This window comes from Rhodococcus sp. BH4, from assembly GCF_002079265.1.
GTDB classification, from domain to species: Bacteria; Actinomycetota; Actinomycetes; order Mycobacteriales; family Mycobacteriaceae; genus Rhodococcus_F; species Rhodococcus_F qingshengii.
The window spans coordinates 2,812,529-2,832,136 of record NZ_CP014941.1 but is presented as its reverse complement, the minus strand read 5'-3'; the positions used below and the strand labels follow the sequence as shown (position 1 = coordinate 2,832,136).

Below are 19,608 nucleotides of genomic sequence, written 5' to 3'. Positions count from 1 at the left end.
TGTAGCGGGCCGGACACTCTCACGGAGTCAGTGCGAGTGTCCGGCCCAGCCAGTCCATTTCGAGTTCCAGAGCAGTGCCCCACACATCACCCGAGTGCCCGCCGGGAAGGGTGTAGTAGTCCACGTTCATGTCGGCGGCGCGTGCAGCCTCGAACATGATCTCCTGCTGAGGGCGGTAGATGTCGTCGTCCTCACCCGCGACAAATACACCCGACAACTGCGGATACCGATTCTGCGCCATCAGGTCTCGGGCGTTGACCGCGTCGAACGCGCTTTCGTCACCGTCGAACATGGCCGCCACGGTGTCCTCGTGATCACCGGTCGACGGTTCGTCCTGGCCGGAGAAGTCCAGGAACGACGGGTATCGGTCCGGGAAGTTCACGGCCATCTCGATCGCGCATGTCCCGCCGTAGGAGAACCCACCGATAGCCCATTGCGCAGCGTCCGGATTCACTTGAAGGTTCGATTCGATCCAGTTCGGGACGTCCTGGTCCAGATACGTCGCGACGTTGCCGAGCGCAGAATTCATGCAGCCGGGGTTGGCGTCGTAGTCCCCCAACGCGTCGGGCACCACCACGACGGGAGCAAGCCCGGAATGCCTCGACGCATAGGCGTCGACGGTGGTCGCGAGCCGGCCACTGTCCAGCCAGTCGCTGGGGCTGCCGGGCTCACCCGCCACCAACACCAGTACGGGCAACTCGGCACGCGGATCGGCAAGATAGGCCGGCGGGAGATACAGCGTCGCAGGCCTCGCGTCGAATCCCGAAACGTTTCCTGGAATCGCCGCTTCCGTCACGACACCGTTGCTCGGCATCCGCACCGGAACCTGCCAATGAGTTTCGGTGGGCAGTCCCCGTTGTACCCAAGGTTCGGCCCCGGGGAGCGAATCGAAGGCAATGTTCTCGACCGACCCGACCGGCCAGTGCCCGACCAGTGAGCCGAGTGTGGGATAGGTGCCGGTCTGCGCGTTGACCTGACCTACTGCGACGATCGCGGCCAGCCCGGCGAATGCCGTCACCGAAAGGCCACGCGCAAGCCCTGGGCGCCGAAGGAGAACGAGTGCGGCGCCGATGACTCCGAACATCGCCAGCGCTATCCAGACAAAATTCGACGCCGGTAGCTGCGCGGGCAGCGGCCGAAAGCTGAGCCACACGAACATCGCACCGGTGGCTGATCCGAGCACTGACAGACCTAGCGCGACCAACGCGGCCCGACGCGGCAACCACCGAAGCAGAAGCAACGTGCCGACGCCGACGATGACGGAACCCACGAGCAGCGCTGCGGTGATGTGTCCGTGCTCGAGTGACATACGCGAGAGCCGCGTCAGGAGTTGATGCCCGTGCATTCGTTCCAGTATCCACATCTACCGTCGGTCTGCGAATTCGTGGAATTATCGGGAATCAGCGGCGTCGTCGAAATCTCACGAATGCCGCGCCCCCGATCGCACATCCTGCCGCGACCAACCCGGCCCACACGAATGTCCACGGATCGACCCCGACACCGACCGAACCGTCAGACGAGTCAGCCGTCGCTTCTGTCGCGTCCACGAGCGCTCGCATCACGTACACCGGCGGCAACGCTCCGCCGGCAGATTCAGAACCGATCAGAACATCGCCCGCATCGTTGAATGCCACCGCCTCACCCTGAGGCTCCTTCGGGAGCGGGATCCGCAGCGGTTCGGTACCGGTGAGCGTCGCGCCGATTCCGCCGTCCACGACTTCGTACAGGTACAGGTCGGAGTAACTCCGAAGTGCGATCGCCGAACCGTCCGACGACACCGCTCCCCCGGTGAACATCACCGACACGGGCTTCTCCGGTCCGAGGGACACGGCTCCGACGCGCTCGAGCGGCGTCGGGCCGGGCTGCGCCAAGTCACTCAGTTTCTGATCCCCGACCGGTGTGTAGACACTGCTTTCGCCGAACAATTCCTTGGTCACGACAAAAACGTGGCCGTCGGGGTCGAGCAGTATCGACTCGGTGTCGTGCGCACCGTCCGGGTACGTGAGGCGGTGCAACGTACCGTCACCGGAATCGAGGTCCATCGTGATGAACGCCACTGTTTCGCGGGTCCGGAGGTTGTCACCGGTGTCCGACAGAACGAGCGTTCGCCCACTCACCGCAAGATCTTCGACGTCGTAAGGATCTATCGGGACCGGAATCTGTTTCTGGACAACACAGTTCAGGTCCATTTCGAATACGAAGTCGTCACTGCCGCCGTCACCCATCGCGTAGATCCGATCGTCGACGACGACCATCCCCGACAACTCCTGGAGCGCAGGATCGGTAGGCGTACAGAGTGGGGCGAACTCGCTCGGTTCGAACGACGACGCCTGTGCGAGCGCTCCGGGAAGCAGTGCGGCTGCCGTAGTCGCAGCAATCACCGCGACCACGGCCCCGAAACTACGCACTAGGTGCGTACTCGACCAATGCCGAGGCCAACATCTGTGGCACGCGTGCGTGCACCCGCGTTCCCGCCTCTTCGTGAGTCGATTCCAAAATCGTTCCGTCCGAGTGGATTCGAGCCATCAAGTCACCGCGCGTGTACGGCACCAGCACGTCGACCTCGACCTCCGGCCGAACCAGCACCTCGCTGAGATGTGCTCTTAGTTCGGCGATTCCCTCACCCGTCCGCGCCGAGACGAACACGGCACCAGGCAACAGACCACGCAGTTGCGTCAACGTAACCGGATCTGCCGCGTCGATCTTGTTGACCACGATCAACTCCGGCGGAGCCTTCGAATCCGTCTCGCGCAGAACATCGGTGACGACTTCCCGAACAGCCTTGATCTGTTCTGTCGGCAACGGATCCGAACCGTCGACGACGTGCAGCAGCAGATCCGCGTCGGTTACTTCCTCGAGAGTCGAGCGGAATGCCTCGACCAACTGAGTCGGCAGGTGTCGCACGAAGCCGACCGTGTCGGTGAGTACGTACTCGCGGCCGTCGTCGAGTGCTGCGCGGCGAGTGGTCGGGTCCAAGGTGGCGAACAACGCGTTCTCCACGAGCACACCCGATCCGGTGAGCGAATTGAGCAGACTCGATTTGCCCGCGTTGGTGTATCCGACGATGGCGATCGACGGGATGTCGCTCTGCAGTCGACGTGTGCGCTTGGTGTCGCGAGCGGCCTTCATGCCCTTGATCTCGCGGCGTAGTTTTGCCATGCGCTCACGAATACGGCGGCGGTCCGTCTCGATTTTCGTTTCACCGGGACCACGCAGGCCCACACCGCCGTTACTGCCGGCACGGCCACCGGCCTGGCGCGACATCGACTCGCCCCAACCACGCAGACGCGGGAGCATGTACTCCATCTGAGCAAAAGCCACCTGGGCTCTACCCTCACGAGACGTGGCGTGCTGAGCAAAGATGTCGAGAATCAGAGCTGTCCGGTCGATGACCTTGACCTTGACGATCTTCTCCAGCGCCGTGAGCTGCGCCGGCGTCAGCTCACCGTCGCAGACGACGGTGTCGGCGCCGGTCGCCAGGACTACTTCGCGCAGTTCCTGCGCCTTGCCGGAACCGATGTAGGTGGCAGCGTCGGGTTTGTCGCGACGCTGAACCAGTCCTTCGAGGACCTCGGAGCCGGCCGTCTCGGCAAGTGCGGCCAACTCGGTCATGCTCGCCTCGGCCTGCTCGGCAGTTCCCTGCGTCCAGACGCCGACCAGGACAACTCTTTCGAGTCGAAGCTGGCGGTACTCGACTTCGGTGACGTCCTCGAGCTCGGTCGACAGACCGGCCACGCGGCGCAGGGCGCCGCGATCTGCGAGTTGCATCTCACCGGTCGACGGGTTGCCCGATGCGGACGCTGCCGTGTATTCGGCTTGCGCGTACTCGGACTGCTCGTGAGCGGTGGACTCTTCGTTTTCATGTGTGTTCGTCATACAAGATCCATGGTCCCACGAAACCTGGCCACGGTGCATCCGTATTTCCTGCAGGCGTATTTCCGCGGGCGATATCACACAAGCGATTGCCACCACGCGTCGCTGATCGTTCCGCTCGCCACCAGAACCGAGGGCCCCCGCAACGACCCTTTGCCGCCTTCGACGGTGACCTGTACCTCGCCGCCGAGCACGCGCACCAGTACCGAGCCTTCATCGCGGCCGTCGTACCTCAGCGCCGCGGCCGCAGCTGCGACCGTTCCGGTTCCGCAGGAACGAGTCTCGCCCACACCACGCTCGTGTACGCGCATGTGGACCCCACCGTCGTGGATCGGCGTCACGATCTCGATGTTGACCCCGTGCGGGAAGAACCCGGGATCGAAGCCCGGAGAAACACTCAAATCGAGCGCACTCAAAACTTCTGCCGTCACGTGCTCGTCGACACACGCCAAATGCGGATTACCGACGTCGATGCCGACGCCGGCGAAGACGCGGCCGTCGATTGTTGCCGAACTGGTGCCGAGGTCCTTGATCGGGCCCATCGCCACGGTCACGTCACCATGTGTGGCGTCGTAGCCGTGCACCACGACCGGACGCGCTCCGGCGCGGCTGCCGACCACGAACTCGTCCTTGCTCTCCAAGCCCGAGGCCTTGAGATAGTGGGCGAATACGCGAACTCCGTTTCCGCACATCTCCGCGATGGAGCCGTCGCTGTTGCGGTAGTCCATGAACCAGTCTTCGGCAGCGACGCCGTCGGGCAGCGCACCGAGCACGCCCGCGTCCGCAAGTGCGCCTGCCCGGGCGACACGAAGGATGCCGTCGGCGCCGAGGCCACGCTGACGATCACACAACGCTGAAACTCGCGCCGGCTCGAGATCGACCCGAACGTCGAGGTCAGGGAGAACAACGAAGTCGTTCTGCGTGCCGTGGCCCTTACTGAAATCCATGGTCGCCATCCTATCCGGACCTGCCGACCGACTCACGCAGGTGACGCGGTGACCACGACGTTCTGTTCGTACGTGAAGCCGGACGGCAACGAGGGGTCGGGCACGGTTGCGCCGCCGCAGGTCACGAGGACCAGCCTGGGCGCACCCGTTTCGGAAAAGAACTCGGCCGGCAAAGCCACCTTTTCGTACAGCTTCAGGCTCGCTGCGTGATAGGTGAACATCGTTCCGGTGTCGTCGCTCACGTAGATCGGTGTTCCGGGCTTCATCTGGTGCAGCGCCCACAAGGCGCCGTGCGTGCGATCACCGTCGTCGACGTGGCCGGCAACAAGATTGGTACCCTCCGAAGATCCGAACTGCACGCCGTTGGTGAAATGCGAAACCTTGTCAGGATGCGGAAGGATCATTCCGCGGTTGGCGCCGAACCCACTGGTCACGATGTCGGCTCGCACATCGAGATCGGGAATCGCGAGCGTGTTCGGCGGCAGATCCGTTGGCGCAGGCGCCCACGTCGCCCCTGGATCGGTTGGAGCTCCCACGTCGAAGGGTGCTTCGGGAACAGGTGCGCTGATGGGCTTCCCGGCCGCACTCACCGCAAAGTAGATCAGTACCCCGCCGACCGTGAGAAATGTGACGAGCAGAAGAACCAGCGGTAGCCGACCCGCGCGTCGACGTTTCGGATGCGCGTGCGCCGCGGTCTGCGCCATGCTCGTTGACCTCCAGTTCATCGCTCGCGAAACCGATCGATCGCGAAATAGCTAACTGTAAGATAGCTGATCCGCTCGATCGTGTTACAGACCGCGATCTGCGAGCGCCGCGAAGGCGGAGTTGGGCAGCTCCGGATCGGCACCGTCGAGCCAGTGCACGCGTGCGTCACGACGGAACCATGATCGTTGTCGGCGAACATAGCGCCGTGTCCCGATGAACGTCCGTTCGAGTGCTTCGGCCAGATCGTATTCACCGTCGAAATGTGCGAGCACCTGTGCGTAGCCGATGGCTCGCGGCGCGGTGACGCCATCACGCAATCCTTGCTCGACGAGCACGGCAACTTCGTCGACAAGTCCGTCTGAAAACATCAGCTCTGTTCGCAACCGAATCCGGGCGTCGAGTTCTTCCGTATCCCGATCCACGCCGAGAATGCGAGTTCCCCATCGAGGGTCACCGATCTGCGGCGCCGAGGCCGCGAACGGCAGACCTGTCAGCTCGACGACCTCGAGCGCCCGAACCATCCGCCGACCGTCCGTCGGCAGTATCGACGCCGCTGCTACCGGATCAGCAGCAACAAGCGCCGTATGCACCGCACCGACCCCTCCTTCGGCGAGCACCGCCTCCCACTTCGCACGAACCTCGGGATCGGTTGCCGGAAAGGACCATTCGTCGAGCAAAGACTGGACGTACATCATGGATCCGCCGACGATCACCGGAACCTTGCCCGCCGCGATCAGATCCTCGGCGATCGCGATCGCGTCGCTTTGATAACGCGCGACGGTGGCGGTCTCCTTCACATCGAGAACGTCGAGCAGGTGATGCGGAATCCCACGGCGCTCGGCCGGTGTCAGTTTGGCGGTCCCGATATCCATGCCGCGATAGAGCTGCATCGCGTCGATGTTGATGATTTCACCGCCGAATTCCTCGGCCAGTGCCAGCGCGAGATCGGACTTTCCCGACGCTGTCGGACCGACAACTGCGATCGGGCGAAGTTCTTCAGGGACGTTCACGGCCGCCACGTCCCGACGTGGTAACCGACGCCGAACGGCGCATCGCTGTAGTCGACCGTCGCGCGAGGATGGGCCGACCGAGACGAGCCCGTAAAGACACCGGCCAGGACCTGCCACGCCGCGCGCCCCTGGGCTCCGACACTGCGGCAGAGCCGCGGATCGAGAGCAAGCAGCGCCTCCGGGTCCCCGGCCGTCAGGGCGTCGTCGATGGCCGACTGCACACCCGCGGCGCGCTCGTCGAAGCTTCCTGGCGCCTTTGCCGTCAGCGTGGACGCACCGTCAGCAACGATCAGAAGCCCTTGCGGTCGGTTGTCGCTGTCGAGTTGCTTGCGCAGCTGCTGCCCGAATTCACGACATTCATTCGCCGACGCCTTTGCACTGACGACGTGCATGTCGACGGTTATCTCCACGTCTGTTCGGCCACGCAGCCAGCCGGCAACAAGGGCGCACAGTTCGAGAGATGGCATCGGTTCGCCTGCCGCATCCGCGTCCAGTGACGTCCGGACATCGGCGCCGAATCCAGCGAACGTACCGATCTGCCCACGTCCGACGCCCGATCGCCAGAGTTCGCCTGCTGCTTTCTCGGAGTCGACGCCGACGCCCACCCAGTGCACCGCCTCGTGAGCGAGCCGGCGCACGGCGGCTATCGCTGTAGCACGCACCTGAGCGGACTCGGCCGAATCACCGGACAATTCCGGCACGAGTAACGGCGCCGAGGGGACGAGAACAGCGGAAGTCAACACAGTTGCCACGCTAGTCGACCCCGAGGTGGCGACCTCACACCCTCTTACCTGATTCAATAGTCGGAGAACGTGAGTACCGGGTTCAATGGAACCAGGAATGCGATCAGGCAGCCGTGACGCGCGGCAGAGACGAGGACCGATGACCGAGAACAGTGAACCCACCACCGGCGCCGACAGCAGTTCGGCCAGCCCGAGCCCGGCAGCACCCAAACCCGGCGCTCCCAAACCTGGTGGACCACGCCCCGGTGCGCCCCGCCCCGGAGCACCTCGCCCCGGACCAGCAGCCTCGCATGCCGTCACCGCCGCACCGGCCAGCGACCCGAGCAAGTTCGGACGCGTCGAGGAAGACGGAACCGCCTGGGTGAAGACCGCTGACGGTGAACGTCAGATCGGTTCGTGGCAGGCCGGCGACGCCACCGAGGGCCTCGCCCATTTCGGTCGTCGCTATGACGACCTCGCGACCGAGGTCTCGCTACTCGAGGCGCGACTGACGTCGGGCGCCGGAGACGCCAAGAAGACCAAGGCTGCCGCCATCGCTCTGTCCGAATCCCTCTCGACCGCTGCAGTGATCGGTGACCTCGACGCTTTGGCTCGCCGACTCGACGTGATCGTTGCCGGTTCCGACGAGGCCGCAGCGCACGCGAAGGAAGAGAAGGAACAGTCGCGCGCGGCAAGCACCGCCCGCAAGGAGGCCCTCGCAGTCGAGGCCGAGCAGATCGGCTCGGAGTCGACCCAGTGGAAGACCGCGGGTGATCGACTGCGCGAGATTCTCGACGAGTGGAAGACGATTCGCGGAATCGACCGCAAGGTCGACGACGCACTGTGGAAGCGTTACTCGAAGGCTCGTGAGTCCTTCAACCGGCGACGTGGAGCCCACTTCGCCGAACTCGACCGGGATCGTGCGAGCGCCCGTTCGACGAAGGAAGAACTGGTCGAGCGCGCCGAGAAGCTGTCGACCTCCACTGAATGGGGACAGACCGCCGGGGAATTCCGCGATCTACTCAGCGAGTGGAAGGCTGCCGGCCGCGCACCGCGCGAGGCCGACGACAACCTGTGGAAGCGCTTCAAGGGCGCTCAGGATGTGTTCTTCGCCGCGCGCAACGCTGCTGCATCCGAGCGCGATGCCGAATTCGAGCAGAACGCGGTTGCAAAAGAGGAGCTGCTCGCTGCCAATGCGAACATCGATCCGGCGCACGGACTCGAGAACGCCCGCGCAGCGCTTCGCGATCTGCAGGAGAAGTGGGACGCGATCGGCAAGGTGCCGCGCGACCGAATGCAGGAACTCGAAGCGAAGCTCCGGGCCATCGAAACCAAGGTGCGCGACGCGGTCGACGCCGAGTGGCGTCGCACCGATCCGGAAGCACTTGCCCGGGTCGCGCAGTTCAAGGAGCGGGTGAGCCAGTTCGAGGAGCAGGCCGCCAAGGCTCAGGCTGCCGGCAAGACGAAGGACGCCGAGAAGGCTCTCGCTCAGGCCAAGCAGTGGCGTGAGTGGGCCGAAGCTGCCGAAAGCGCCGTCAACGAGTAATCGACGACGAGCTGTAAAGACAACAAAAACGCCGGCTCACTCCGAAAGGAGTCAGCCGGCGTTGTCTTGTGCTTTGGACGGACGGCCTGCTGTGTCAGCCGACGTTCCATTCCTGATGCTTCTCGGCTTCGGCCGCAGCGATCCGGCGTTGCTCCTCGGCGGCGAGCTGAATGTTGGTTCGTGTCCAGACCACCTTGAGCCAATGGAACGTCAAGAACACGACGGCAAACCATCCGATGATCAGCCCGATCGACGGTCCTGCCACATTGAAACCGGCGGGAATGGTCTGACGCGACCAGACGGCCATCATGCCGAGAGCGCTCGCCACGGCACTGCCGGCGAGTGCGACCCAGGCCAGACTCCAACGCCGCGTGACCAGCGCGAGCATCGAGAATCCGATGCCGAAGATGACGACGAACCACACGAACAAGCGTGAGAACAGTGCAATCCGTTCACTTTCCGCGTCCTGGTTGTACGCGAGCACATCCCAGCCGTTCGCCACTCCCGCATGGGGCAGTGCAAGGGTGCCGACCAGCACGAGCACCGCAACCGCGACAACCATGGCGCGCGCACCCGGATCAATTTCTCCCGCGACCTTGCGTTCCGCGTCGTCGAGGTCCTTGCGGTAGCCCTCGAAGGCGTCGTCGCCCGGCTGTGGTGTCGTGTTCTCGTGTTGCGAGGTCATGCGTTGCATCCCATCTGAACGGGTTGTGGGGCCGGGGCACCGATCTTCGGTAGTCCGAGACCTACGCCGATGGGCGGGGTCTTGGGTGTGATGCCCTTTTCGAACGAATCACCGGCGCGGGTCCGACGGTGCGTGAGCACTCCGTCATCTGCCACGAGGTGATGAGGGGCTCCGTGGGTGACGACGACCGTCACCACGTCACCGGGTCGGATTGTGCCGTCGAGGTTTCCCTCGGGGCGGAAATGCACCAGGCGGCCGTCTCGCGCGCGACCACTGAGACGGTGAGTCGCCGCGTTCTTCCGCCCCTCCCCCGCTGCCACCAAGAGTTCGACCTCGGTGCCGACGAGCTTGCGATTCTCCTCGATGTTCACTTCTTCCTGAACGGCGAGCAATCGCATGTAGCGTTCCTGGACAACCTCTTTGGGGAGTTGATCGGCCATCTCCGCCGCCGGCGTGCCCGGGCGCTTGGAGTACTGGAAGGTGTAGGCGTTGGAGAATCGCGCCTTGCGCACGACGTCCAGCGTCTCCTCGAAATCCTCTTCCGTCTCCCCCGGGAACCCGACGATGATGTCCGTGGTGATGGCGGCGTGCGGCATTGCGGCGCGCACCTTCTCGATGATCCCGAGGTACTTCGACTTGCGGTACGAGCGCTTCATCGCCTTGAGAACCTTGTCCGAACCGGACTGCAACGGCATGTGCAGTTGCGGGCAGACGTTGGGAGTGGTTGCCATCGCTTCGATGACGTCATCGGTGAACTCTGCCGGGTGCGGCGATGTGAACCTGACCCGTTCGAGGCCGTCGATGTGTCCACATGCCTTCAAGAGGGAGGCGAAGGCTCCGCGATCGCGCGGTTGCTCCGGATCGGCGAACGACACGCCGTAGGCGTTGACGTTCTGTCCCAGCAGGGTCACTTCCGAGACACCCTCGTCGACGAGTGCCTGCACCTCGGCCAGGATGTCGCCGGGACGTCGATCCACTTCCTTGCCACGCAGGGCCGGAACGATGCAGAACGTGCACGTGTTGTTGCAGCCCACCGAGATGGAAACCCAACCTGCATAAGCAGATTCGCGCTTGGCTGGCAGTGTCGACGGAAACGCCTCGAGTGCGTCGAGGATTTCGACCTCGGCGCGCCGATTGTGACGCGCACGGTCGAGCAGCGCGGGAAGCGAGCCGATGTTGTGAGTGCCGAAGACGACATCGACGAACGGCGCCTTCTTGACGACGGTGTCACGATCCTTCTGCGCCAGGCACCCGCCGACCGCGATCTGCATGTCGGGGTTCGCCTCCTTGTTCGGGGCGAGCTGGCTGAGGTTGCCGTACAACTTGTTGTCCGCGTTCTCGCGGACCGCACACGTGTTGAAGACGACAAGATCAGGATCGGTGCCGGTCTCCGCCTTCGAATACCCGGCGTCCTCGAGCAGACCGGACAGTCGCTCGGAATCGTGGACGTTCATCTGACAGCCGTACGTCCGCACCTCATAGGTGCGAACAGACTTCGCCGTCGGCTCCGGAACTGCAGTCGGCTCCGGAAGTGCAGGGGACATTTCGTCGATCAGTGACACGCTTCAGCCTAGCTCACGTCCACTACGACGTGTAATAACGCCCTGATAAACAGCCGAAACGCGACATAAACGTCGTCACAGTAAAATTTCCATTACATATGGCAAGAACCATGGCGAAATCACGGGCGTCGACGCAAACTACGCCTAAGGTTCTCGTTTATGACCCAAGCCGACGATGCGACGACGCCGACCACCTCCGGCGATTCCACATCCATGATTTCGATGACCTCGGTGAACAAACACTTCGGGGAACTTCACGTCCTGCAAGAGGTCAATCTCGAGGTACCCAAGGGCCAAGTGGTGATCGTCCTTGGTCCGTCGGGCTCCGGTAAGTCGACTCTGTGCCGCACCATCAATCGCCTGGAACCCATCGACTCGGGCACCATTGCCGTCGACGGCAAGACGCTCCCCGAGGAGGGCAAAGCACTTGCCGCACTTCGTGCCGACGTCGGGATGGTCTTTCAGTCCTTCAACCTGTTCGCACACAAGACGATCCTCGAGAACGTCATGCTCGCACCGATGAAGGTTCGCAAGGCGAAGAAGGACGAAGCCAAGAAGACGGCGCAGGCATTGCTCGAGCGCGTCGGTATCGCCAATCAGGCCGACAAGTACCCGGCGCAGCTTTCCGGCGGTCAGCAACAGCGTGTCGCGATTGCTCGCGCTCTTGCGATGCAGCCGAAGGTGATGTTGTTCGACGAGCCCACCTCCGCTCTCGACCCCGAGATGGTCAACGAGGTCCTCGACGTCATGACTTCCCTCGCCAAGGAAGGCATGACCATGCTCGTGGTCACGCACGAGATGGGATTCGCCCGCAAAGCCGGCGATCGTGTGCTGTTCATGGCTGACGGCCAGGTCGTCGAAGACACCACGCCCGAAGAGTTCTTCACCCATCCCAAGTCGGATCGGGCCAAGGACTTCCTCGGCAAGATCCTCACTCACTGATCACAGTCCCCTCCGACAGTCCTGTCCTCGTCCACAAGACAACTTGCTCGACTGCACCGTTCACCTCGGCTGCACCGTTCATCTCGACTGCACCGTTTGCATGTCGACAACTGAGAGGATCTTCATGAAGATCAATCGCTCCGTCCGTTTCGGAATCGGAATCATGGCTATCGCGTTCGCTGCCACGGCTTGTGGTGGAGGAGAAGAAAAGAGCGCATCGCAGAGTGCTGCCGACGGAACGCTCACCGTCGGTATCAAGTTCGATCAGCCCGGCCTCGGTCAGCGCAATCCGGACGGGACGTTCTCCGGCTTCGACGTCGAGGTAGCCCGGTACATCGCGAACGAACTCGGCGTGAAGCCCGAAGGAATCACCTTCAAGGAATCACCGTCAGCCCAACGCGAGACCCTGATCCAGAACGGCGAGGTCGACTACATTGTGGCCACCTACTCGATCACCGACGCACGCAAGGAAAAGGTCGGCTTTGCCGGTCCGTACTTCATCGCCGGCCAATCGCTGCTCGTTCGCTCCGACAACACCGACATCACCGGTCGCGATTCTCTCAGCGGCGGCAAGAAGCTCTGCTCGGTGACTGGCTCCACTCCGGCTCAGAAGGTCAAGGACTCCGTACCTGACGTCCAACTTCAGGAGTTCGACACCTACTCTGCTTGTGTCGAAGCACTGCGCAACGGCGCTGTCGACGCAGTCACCACCGATGACATCATCCTCGCTGGTTTTGCCGCACAGTACCCCGGCCAGTTGAAGGTCGTCGGAGAACCGTTCACAACGGAAAACTACGGCGTCGGCCTGGCCAAGGACGATTCCGAGACCCGCGGCAAGATCAACGACGCCATCGAGAAGATGATCTCCACCGGCGCATGGGAAGAAGCCTTCAACAACACCGTTGGCGCTTCGGGCTACCCCATCCCGGCGCCGCCCACCGTTGATCGTTACTGACCTGCTTTTTTCACCGTCAATCTCGCTGCGGCTCCCACTTCGGGAGCCGCAGCGCGTGACGCCACCAACGGAGATCCCGTGATCTGGGGAGACGGCAAGTGAACCTTCTGAGCAAGTACGGCGACCAGCTTCTGGAAGCCTTCTGGACCACGATCCAGCTGACATTTTTCTCCGCGATCGGCGCTGTCATCATCGGTGTGCTGATCGCGGCGATGCGCGTGTCACCGGTCCCGGTCGCCCGATTCCTGGGCGCCGCGTACGTGACCGTGTTCCGCAATACCCCCCTCACACTGATTCTGTTGTTCTGTCTGTTCGGTCTTTCGCAGACGCTCGGAGTCAACCTCGCCAAGTCGGATTCGCCGACATTTCTGGTGGACAACAACTTCCGACTCGCCGTCCTCGGCCTCAGTGTCTACACCGCCGCGTTCGTGTGTGAGTCACTTCGATCGGGAATCAATACCGTTCCGGTCGGCCAGGCCGAAGCGGGCCGATCACTCGGTCTGTCGTTTGCACAAAATCTTCGGCTGATCGTCCTGCCTCAGGCATTTCGCGCGGTCACAGCACCGCTGGGTAGCGTGCTGATCGCACTGACCAAGAACTCGACCATCGCCGCGGTGATCGGCGTATCCGAAGCGTCAGCGCTGATGAAGAAGATGATCGAAAACGAAGCGGCGATCTTCGTCGTCGGTGGAATCTTCGCTGTCGGTTTCGTGATCCTGACACTTCCCATGGGCTTGATCTTCGGCAAGCTGAGCAAGCGATTCGAGGTTTCACGATGAGCAACCGCGCAACAGTCCTCTACGACGCGCCAGGTCCGAGAGCGCGAAATCTCTACCGATTCGCATCCCTTGTCGTCGCCGCACTCATGGTCGCAATCGGTTACGTCATCTACCGCGCACTCGACGAAAAGGGCCAGCTGACAGCAGCGAAGTGGGATCCGTTCCTCGAATCCACCTCGTGGACAACGTATCTGATACCCGGCATCCGAGGGACGCTGATCGCGGCTGCGATGTCCATCGTCTTCGCGCTCATCCTCGGTTCTGCCCTGGGTATCGGCCGACTCTCCGAGCACAACATCATTCGGAAGATCTGCGGCGTCATCGTCGAATTGTTCCGAGCAGTACCGGTTCTGATTCTGATGATCTTCTCGTATCAGGTGTTCGCCGAATACGAAGTCTTCAAGTCCAAGTACCTCGCACTCGCCGCAGTCGTCGTGGGCTTGACCCTGTACAACGGGTCAGTGATCGCCGAGATCGTCCGCGCCGGAATCAACTCACTCCCACGAGGGCAAAGTGAGGCCGCCAAGGCACTAGGCATGCGCAAGACGCAGATCATGGTGACAATCCTGCTCCCCCAAGCGGTTACCGCCATGCTCCCGGCACTGATTTCACAGATGGTCGTGGCGTTGAAGGACTCCGCCCTCGGCTACCTGATCGGGTATGTCGAGCTGGTGCGTCAGGCCCAACAGCTCGGCACCTTCTACGGAAACTTCCTGCCGGCGCTCATCGTGGTCGCAGCGATCATGATCGCTCTCAACTCGGCTCTGACCTTCCTGGCAACCAAGGTGGAGAAGCGCCTGCGGTCCGGGAAGCGAAAGGGCAAGGGCCCCATCGCGGCTCCGTCCGCCGACCCAGCTGTTTCGGTTCCGGGTATGGACCTGACCAAGCCGTGAATCAGATGGAGCCGTGAGTCGAATCCAGCCGCGTTAGCGCGAATACACAACAGGGCGGGGGTACCACCGAATTTCGGTGGTACCCCCGCCCTTTTGTTCTGAATGCTGCACTTCGCTACGAGTCGGTGACCGCCGCCATCTCGGCTTTGACCACCTCGTAGGACATCCCCGCTGAATATCCCTTGCGTGCCAGCATCGAGACCAGTCGACGCGTGACCTTGTCGCGATCATCGACGGGCTTGTTCTTCAGCTTCCGCCGAACCAGCTCCGCTGCTCGCTCGCGTTCATCTTCCGGATCGATCTGTGACAACGCTTCGGAAGCGGTGTCCTGGTCGATTCCTTTGAGCCGCAACTCGACTGCAAGCGCACGCTTTCCCTTGCCCGAGTACGTATGCCGCGAATGAACCCACTGGTTCGCGAAGTCTGCGTCGTCGATCAACCCGATTTCTTGGAGTCGATCGAGGACCTTGGCAATGATCTCGGGCTCGAAGCCGCGCCCGCTCAGCTTTGTTTCCAGCTCGGAACGACTGCGCGCCCGGTCGGTCAGGAGGCGTAGGCAAGCATCTTTGGCCTGCGCCTCCGTCCCACCCTCTGCGCGTTGCGACGGCTTCTCGGATCGTTGACGGGATCGACGCCGAGGAGCGCCGTACTCTTCACGAGCATTCTCGCCGTTGTCACCGTCGTCGAAGCTCATGACTGAACTCAGAAGTCGGCGGGAGCTTCGTCGGTTGCAGTGACGTCAGCACCGATACCGAGCTTTTCCTTGATCTTCTTCTCGATCTCGTCACGGATATCGGTGTTCTCCAGCAAGAACTTACGAGCATTTTCCTTGCCCTGACCCAACTGGTCACCTTCGTAGGTGTACCAGGAGCCGGACTTGCGGATGAACCCGTGCTCGACACCCATGTCGATGAGCGAGCCTTCCTTGCTGATGCCCTGGCCGTAGAGAATATCGAACTCGGCCTGCTTGAACGGCGGCGCGACCTTGTTCTTGACGACCTTGACGCGAGTGCGGTTACCCACTGCGTCGGTACCGTCCTTGAGAGTTTCGATACGACGGATGTCGAGGCGGACCGAAGCGTAGAACTTCAGTGCCTTACCACCGGTGGTGGTTTCGGGAGAACCGAACATCACACCGATCTTCTCGCGAAGCTGGTTGATGAAGATGACGGTGGTGCCCGAGTTGTTCATGGCACCGGTGATCTTGCGCAGCGCCTGACTCATCAGTCGAGCCTGCAAACCGACGTGGCTGTCACCCATCTCGCCTTCGATCTCGGCGCGAGGAACAAGAGCGGCCACGGAGTCGATCACGACGATGTCGAGGGCGCCTGAACGGATCAGCATGTCGGTGATTTCGAGGGCCTGCTCACCCGTATCGGGCTGCGAGACCAGGAGTGCATCGGTATCGACGCCCAGCTTGGCTGCATAGTCGGGATCGAGTGCGTGCTCCGCGTCGATGAACGCCGCGATGCCGCCGTTGGCCTGAGCATTGGCAACTGCGTGCAGTGCCACGGTGGTCTTACCCGAAGATTCCGGGCCGTAGATCTCGATGACGCGGCCACGCGGCAGTCCGCCGATACCCAGCGCGACGTCGAGCGCGATGGAACCGGTGGGAATGACGGCAATGGGCTGGCGGACACCCTCACCCAGGCGCATCACCGAACCCTTGCCGAAGTTCTTGTCGATCTGCGCCAACGCGAGGTCGAGTGCCTTGTCCCGATCAGGTGCCTGTGGTGCCATCGTGATCCCCATCCTTGTTTCAGTCTTCAGTGCCTGCCTGAGCAGACTCCGTCTCTTCAGCGCCTGCCTGAGCCGACCCTGTTGGTGTGTTGCGATCAGAGTAGATCCGGCCACCGACAGACTTTTCGATCTTGCTTTAGCGCTTGTCGATCACCGCGTTTGTAGGTCACCGCGTTTGTAGAACATCGAAAGTTCGCAGTTACCAAAGAAGCGTCACCACCGAACAGGTTCAGCATAGACGAACACGTGTTCGAACAGAAGATGGGAGACGTTCGACACGCCGAAGAATCAGCGGCGGGCGGGTGGTACGTCGAACTCCACACAGAGCGCACGCCACACTTCGCGAGGCTCCCAGCCTGCTTCGACGGCCTCCGCGGCAGTCATTCCGTCGAGACTCTGGAGTACATGGTCGATCAGCATCGAGTCGCCTCGTACCTGCCCGAACTCTTCGCGCACCATTTCATGAAATTCGGTCAACCGCACAGCCGCCACCGTAGTCCACAGAGCGGTGCACCTGCATTCAGGCGCAACGTGCTCACGCCGTCACACCTCCGTTGACCACCTGTCGGCACACCGCCACCGGATCGGTGACCTGCGACGCAGTCGCGGCAGCCGCTCTCGCAGCTTCCGCGAATCGTTTGTCGGAGAGCACCTGCAGTACGGCATCGCGAATCGACTGAGCATCTGCGGGCCGCACGATCACCGACGTCCCTGCCCGCGCAGCGCGATTGGCCAACTCCCACTGGTCCCCGCCCCCGGGAACGACGACCGTCGGCACGCCGGCCAGCAGGGCCTTCGCCAACATGCCGTGCCCGCCGCCACATACCAACACCGACGCGTCACGCAGCATCGCGTCCTGGCGTCCGAGACCTGCACGAACCCAATCAGGATGCTCACCTTCAGCCCCGTCGAGCATCGACGCAATCAGCCGCACACCGGCTCCGCCGAGTCCTTCGACCGTGCCCTCGAACATTCCCACTGCGCCGGTGTGCGCCGTGGAGGGCGCCACCATAACCAGCGGTTCGTCACCTGGCGGTGGATCCAGAATCACCTCGGTCGGCTCCCACAGAAGCGGTCCGACGACGTGAGCGCGCTCCGGCCAGTCGGGGCGAGGCACTTCGAGTGCCGGAAGTGTTGCGATCAGCCGCGCTTGCGGACCGGGATCCAGAGCGGGCAGTCCGACACCGACACGGGCCTGGGATCGCTGGGCCAACCCTTGCTTGATCGAACGTCCCGTCGCTGCGCGCATCAGGGTATCGCGGAGTCGACCACGAATTCCGACGCCGGGAGCGAGCCCACTGCCGATCGGCGGCAACCCCCGTGAAGGTGAGTACAGCGGGTGAGGCGAGAGTTCCACCCAGGGGATGCCAAGTCTTTCGGCGGCCAATCCGCCTCCGGCAGTGAGGATGTCGGAAACGACGAGATCCGGGGAGACGGATTTCAGGTCGGGAAGCAGTTCGGTGGAAATATAGGCGGCGCGCGAATGAATCCGAGCGCCTGCATCAAGATCGTCGTCTCCCGGCCGCGGGGCCAAGCCCTTGAGCGGCTCGGCTTCCACGCCGGCTGCTCGCGCTGCCTCGACCCACCGGGTCCCCGTGTACAGGATCGGTTCGTCGCCGGCCTGGATCAACGCCAGCGACAACGCTATTGCGGGAAAAGCATGACCCGGGTCCGGCCCGGCAACAACGGCTACACGCACCGGATCAGAGTGTCACACCGAGTGAAAGGCCTGTTCCGCCGCACCCAGTGCGCGTTCGCGATCCGAAGCCACCAATCCGATTCTCGTCCTGCGATCGAGGACGTCGTCGACGTCGAGGGCGCCTTCATGCGACACCGCGAAATCGAACTCGGCACCGCAGATCTCCAAGTCCGCAACCGACCGGAGACGATCGCCGCTCGCCGCGGCAACGACCTCGGCCTCGGTGCCGTATCGCGCCACCAATGACGCGGGTGCCTTGATCTTCTTCAATTCCGCCGGTGATGCAGCGCCTACCAGCGGCAACGCGCGTGTCCGACATGCCCCGGCGCTCAGCGACCCGACCTCGACCGCAGCGTCGACGGCGTCTTCGGCCATCTTGCGGTACGTCGTGAGTTTTCCGCCTACCACCGTGACCAAGCCCGAGTCCGAACGGACTACAGCGTGATTGCGCGAGAGGTCGGCCGTCGAGCCTTCACCGGTGTCCAGCAGCGGACGCAGACCCGCGAAGGTCCCCAAGACGTCCCCACGGGTCAGCGGAACTTCCAACGCCGTGTTCACGGTGTCGAGCAGGAAGTCGATCTCGTCCTCTGACGCCGACGGCACGTCTGGCACCGGTCCCGGCGCTGCTTCGTCGGTCAACCCGAGGTAGATCCGGCCGAGCTGGGCGGGCAGGGCGAAGACGAAACGGTTGGTCTCGCCGGGAATCGGCACGGTCAGCGCTGCCGTGGGGTTCCCCAATCGCGCTGCATCGAGCACCAGGTGCGTCCCGCGGCTGGGGCGCAGGGTGATGCTGGAGTCGACCTGATCAGCCCAGACACCGGTCGCATTGACCACGACGCGGGCACGCATCAAGAACTCGGATCCGGTCAACTCGTCGCGCAAGGTGGCCGACGTTCCGGATACGTCGTATGCACCGACGCGGGTCAGGATTCGCGCGCCGTGCGACGCTGCGGTTCTGGCGATACCGACGACGAGGCGGGCGTCGTCGATGAGCTGCCCGTCGAACGCGGTCAAGGCGCCTCGTAGGTTCTCCTGCTTGACCGCGGGAGCCAATTCGCGCGCCCGCGCAGCGCTGACCGTCCGTGATCTGGGCAGCACCGAAGCCGGGGTTCGCGCCGACATGCGCAGAGCGTCACCGGCCAGGAAACCGGTACGCACCAGGGCCTTCCCGAAGAACGACGTTTCGGGCAACAGCGGTACGAGTTGAGGCATGGCGCGAACGAGGTGCGGCGCGGTGCGCGTCATGAGGATGCCGCGCTCGACCGCACTTTCACGCGCTATACCGACATTGCCGGAAGCCAGGTACCGAAGGCCGCCGTGTGCGAGTTTCGAACTCCAGCGGCTGGTGCCGAACGCGAGGTCGTGCTTTTCGACCAGCGCAACACTGAGCCCACGAGTCACGGCGTCGAGAGCGACACCGACACCGGTGATTCCGCCGCCGATCACCAGGACGTCGACCGAATCGCCGTTCGCCAACTGCTCGAGTTCACGAGTACGCCGTTGTGCGTTGAGCGCTGAATCGCTGCCTGCTGAATCTAGGGGGCTCACAG

The 19,608-nt window shown here is 63.0% G+C and carries 19 protein-coding genes; 5 read left to right on the top strand and 14 right to left on the bottom strand.

The window, feature by feature from the left end; all coding sequences use genetic code 11:
- Nucleotides 1–19 precede the first annotated feature (19 nt).
- The 7 genes from A0W34_RS13180 to A0W34_RS13150 all read right to left on the bottom strand — a co-directional run bounded on the left by A0W34_RS13180 (nt 20) and on the right by A0W34_RS13150 (nt 7,278).
- A complete protein-coding gene (locus A0W34_RS13180) occupies nt 20–1,345 on the bottom strand; it encodes an alpha/beta hydrolase (RefSeq protein ID WP_232330033.1) in 1,326 nt (441 codons plus the stop codon).
- 55 nt (nt 1,346–1,400) lie between these two features.
- Entirely contained in the window at nt 1,401–2,390 is a 990-nt protein-coding gene (locus A0W34_RS13175; RefSeq protein ID WP_232330032.1) for a hypothetical protein, read from the bottom strand.
- 10 nt (nt 2,391–2,400) lie between these two features.
- The gene (gene hflX, locus A0W34_RS13170) at nt 2,401–3,876 is read right to left on the bottom strand and encodes a GTPase HflX (protein WP_081557785.1); all 1,476 of its coding nucleotides are present in this window, start codon (nt 3,874–3,876) and stop codon (nt 2,401–2,403) included.
- Nucleotides 3,877–3,950: 74 nt separating this feature from the next.
- Nucleotides 3,951–4,820, bottom strand: a complete 870-nt coding sequence (gene dapF, locus A0W34_RS13165) for a diaminopimelate epimerase (RefSeq protein WP_063316726.1) — start codon at nt 4,818–4,820, stop codon at nt 3,951–3,953.
- A 32-nt stretch (nt 4,821–4,852) separates the two neighbouring features.
- A complete protein-coding gene (locus A0W34_RS13160; RefSeq protein WP_081557784.1) occupies nt 4,853–5,524 on the bottom strand; it encodes a class F sortase in 672 nt (223 codons plus the stop codon).
- Between the two features lie 84 nt (nt 5,525–5,608).
- The gene (gene miaA, locus A0W34_RS13155) at nt 5,609–6,544 is read right to left on the bottom strand and encodes a tRNA (adenosine(37)-N6)-dimethylallyltransferase MiaA (protein WP_007735177.1); all 936 of its coding nucleotides are present in this window, start codon (nt 6,542–6,544) and stop codon (nt 5,609–5,611) included.
- Nucleotides 6,532–7,278: a class III extradiol dioxygenase subunit B-like domain-containing protein gene (locus A0W34_RS13150; RefSeq protein ID WP_063316519.1), complete on the bottom strand. Its 747-nt coding sequence runs from the start codon at nt 7,276–7,278 to the stop codon at nt 6,532–6,534. Before A0W34_RS13150 ends, miaA begins: the two co-directional genes overlap by 13 nt.
- Nucleotides 7,279–7,417: 139 nt before the next feature.
- Here A0W34_RS13150 and A0W34_RS13145 point away from each other — a divergent pair, with 139 nt between their 5' ends.
- Nucleotides 7,418–8,803: a DUF349 domain-containing protein gene (locus tag A0W34_RS13145; protein ID WP_003942193.1), complete on the top strand. Its 1,386-nt coding sequence runs from the start codon at nt 7,418–7,420 to the stop codon at nt 8,801–8,803.
- 94 nt (nt 8,804–8,897) lie between these two features.
- Here the strand turns inward: A0W34_RS13145 and A0W34_RS13140 are convergent, their stop codons facing one another.
- Both A0W34_RS13140 and miaB read right to left on the bottom strand, forming a co-directional pair.
- Nucleotides 8,898–9,488, bottom strand: coding sequence for an Rv2732c family membrane protein (locus tag A0W34_RS13140; protein ID WP_063316728.1), 591 nt, complete (start codon nt 9,486–9,488; stop codon nt 8,898–8,900).
- A complete protein-coding gene (gene miaB / locus A0W34_RS13135; protein WP_081558802.1) occupies nt 9,485–11,032 on the bottom strand; it encodes a tRNA (N6-isopentenyl adenosine(37)-C2)-methylthiotransferase MiaB in 1,548 nt (515 codons plus the stop codon). The genes A0W34_RS13140 and miaB overlap by 4 nt, the downstream gene beginning before the upstream one ends.
- 231 nt (nt 11,033–11,263) lie before the next feature.
- Here miaB and gluA point away from each other — a divergent pair, with 231 nt between their 5' ends.
- From gluA to A0W34_RS13115, 4 genes are all read left to right on the top strand, one after another.
- The gene (gluA, locus tag A0W34_RS13130; RefSeq protein WP_007735175.1) at nt 11,264–11,992 is read left to right on the top strand and encodes a glutamate ABC transporter ATP-binding protein GluA; all 729 of its coding nucleotides are present in this window, start codon (nt 11,264–11,266) and stop codon (nt 11,990–11,992) included.
- A gap of 124 nt (nt 11,993–12,116) precedes the next feature.
- Nucleotides 12,117–12,947 carry a glutamate ABC transporter substrate-binding protein gene (locus A0W34_RS13125; protein WP_003942146.1) on the top strand — a complete coding sequence of 277 codons (831 nt, stop codon included), beginning with the start codon at nt 12,117–12,119 and terminating at the stop codon, nt 12,945–12,947.
- Nucleotides 12,948–13,045: 98 nt separating this feature from the next.
- Nucleotides 13,046–13,726 (top strand): amino acid ABC transporter permease, encoded by a 681-nt coding sequence (locus A0W34_RS13120; RefSeq protein ID WP_003942105.1) that lies wholly within the window; start codon nt 13,046–13,048, stop codon nt 13,724–13,726.
- Nucleotides 13,723–14,619, top strand: coding sequence for an amino acid ABC transporter permease (locus tag A0W34_RS13115; protein ID WP_007735172.1), 897 nt, complete (start codon nt 13,723–13,725; stop codon nt 14,617–14,619). Before A0W34_RS13120 ends, A0W34_RS13115 begins: the two co-directional genes overlap by 4 nt.
- 115 nt (nt 14,620–14,734) lie before the next feature.
- Here the strand turns inward: A0W34_RS13115 and recX are convergent, their stop codons facing one another.
- From recX to A0W34_RS13090, 5 genes are all read right to left on the bottom strand, one after another.
- Nucleotides 14,735–15,313: a recombination regulator RecX gene (gene recX, locus A0W34_RS13110; RefSeq protein WP_054825713.1), complete on the bottom strand. Its 579-nt coding sequence runs from the start codon at nt 15,311–15,313 to the stop codon at nt 14,735–14,737.
- A gap of 8 nt (nt 15,314–15,321) precedes the next feature.
- On the bottom strand, nt 15,322–16,359 hold the full coding sequence (recA, locus tag A0W34_RS13105) for a recombinase RecA (RefSeq protein ID WP_007735170.1): 1,038 nt from the start codon (nt 16,357–16,359) through the stop codon (nt 15,322–15,324).
- Nucleotides 16,360–16,647: 288 nt separating this feature from the next.
- Complete coding sequence (locus A0W34_RS13100; protein WP_003942185.1) at nt 16,648–16,842, bottom strand: DUF3046 domain-containing protein; 195 nt, start codon at nt 16,840–16,842, stop codon at nt 16,648–16,650.
- Nucleotides 16,843–16,894: 52 nt separating this feature from the next.
- A complete protein-coding gene (locus A0W34_RS13095; RefSeq protein WP_042450679.1) occupies nt 16,895–18,058 on the bottom strand; it encodes a glycosyltransferase in 1,164 nt (387 codons plus the stop codon).
- 12 nt (nt 18,059–18,070) lie between these two features.
- On the bottom strand, nt 18,071–19,606 hold the full coding sequence (locus A0W34_RS13090; RefSeq protein ID WP_064444528.1) for a glycerol-3-phosphate dehydrogenase/oxidase: 1,536 nt from the start codon (nt 19,604–19,606) through the stop codon (nt 18,071–18,073).
- Nucleotides 19,607–19,608: the final 2 nt, after the last annotated feature.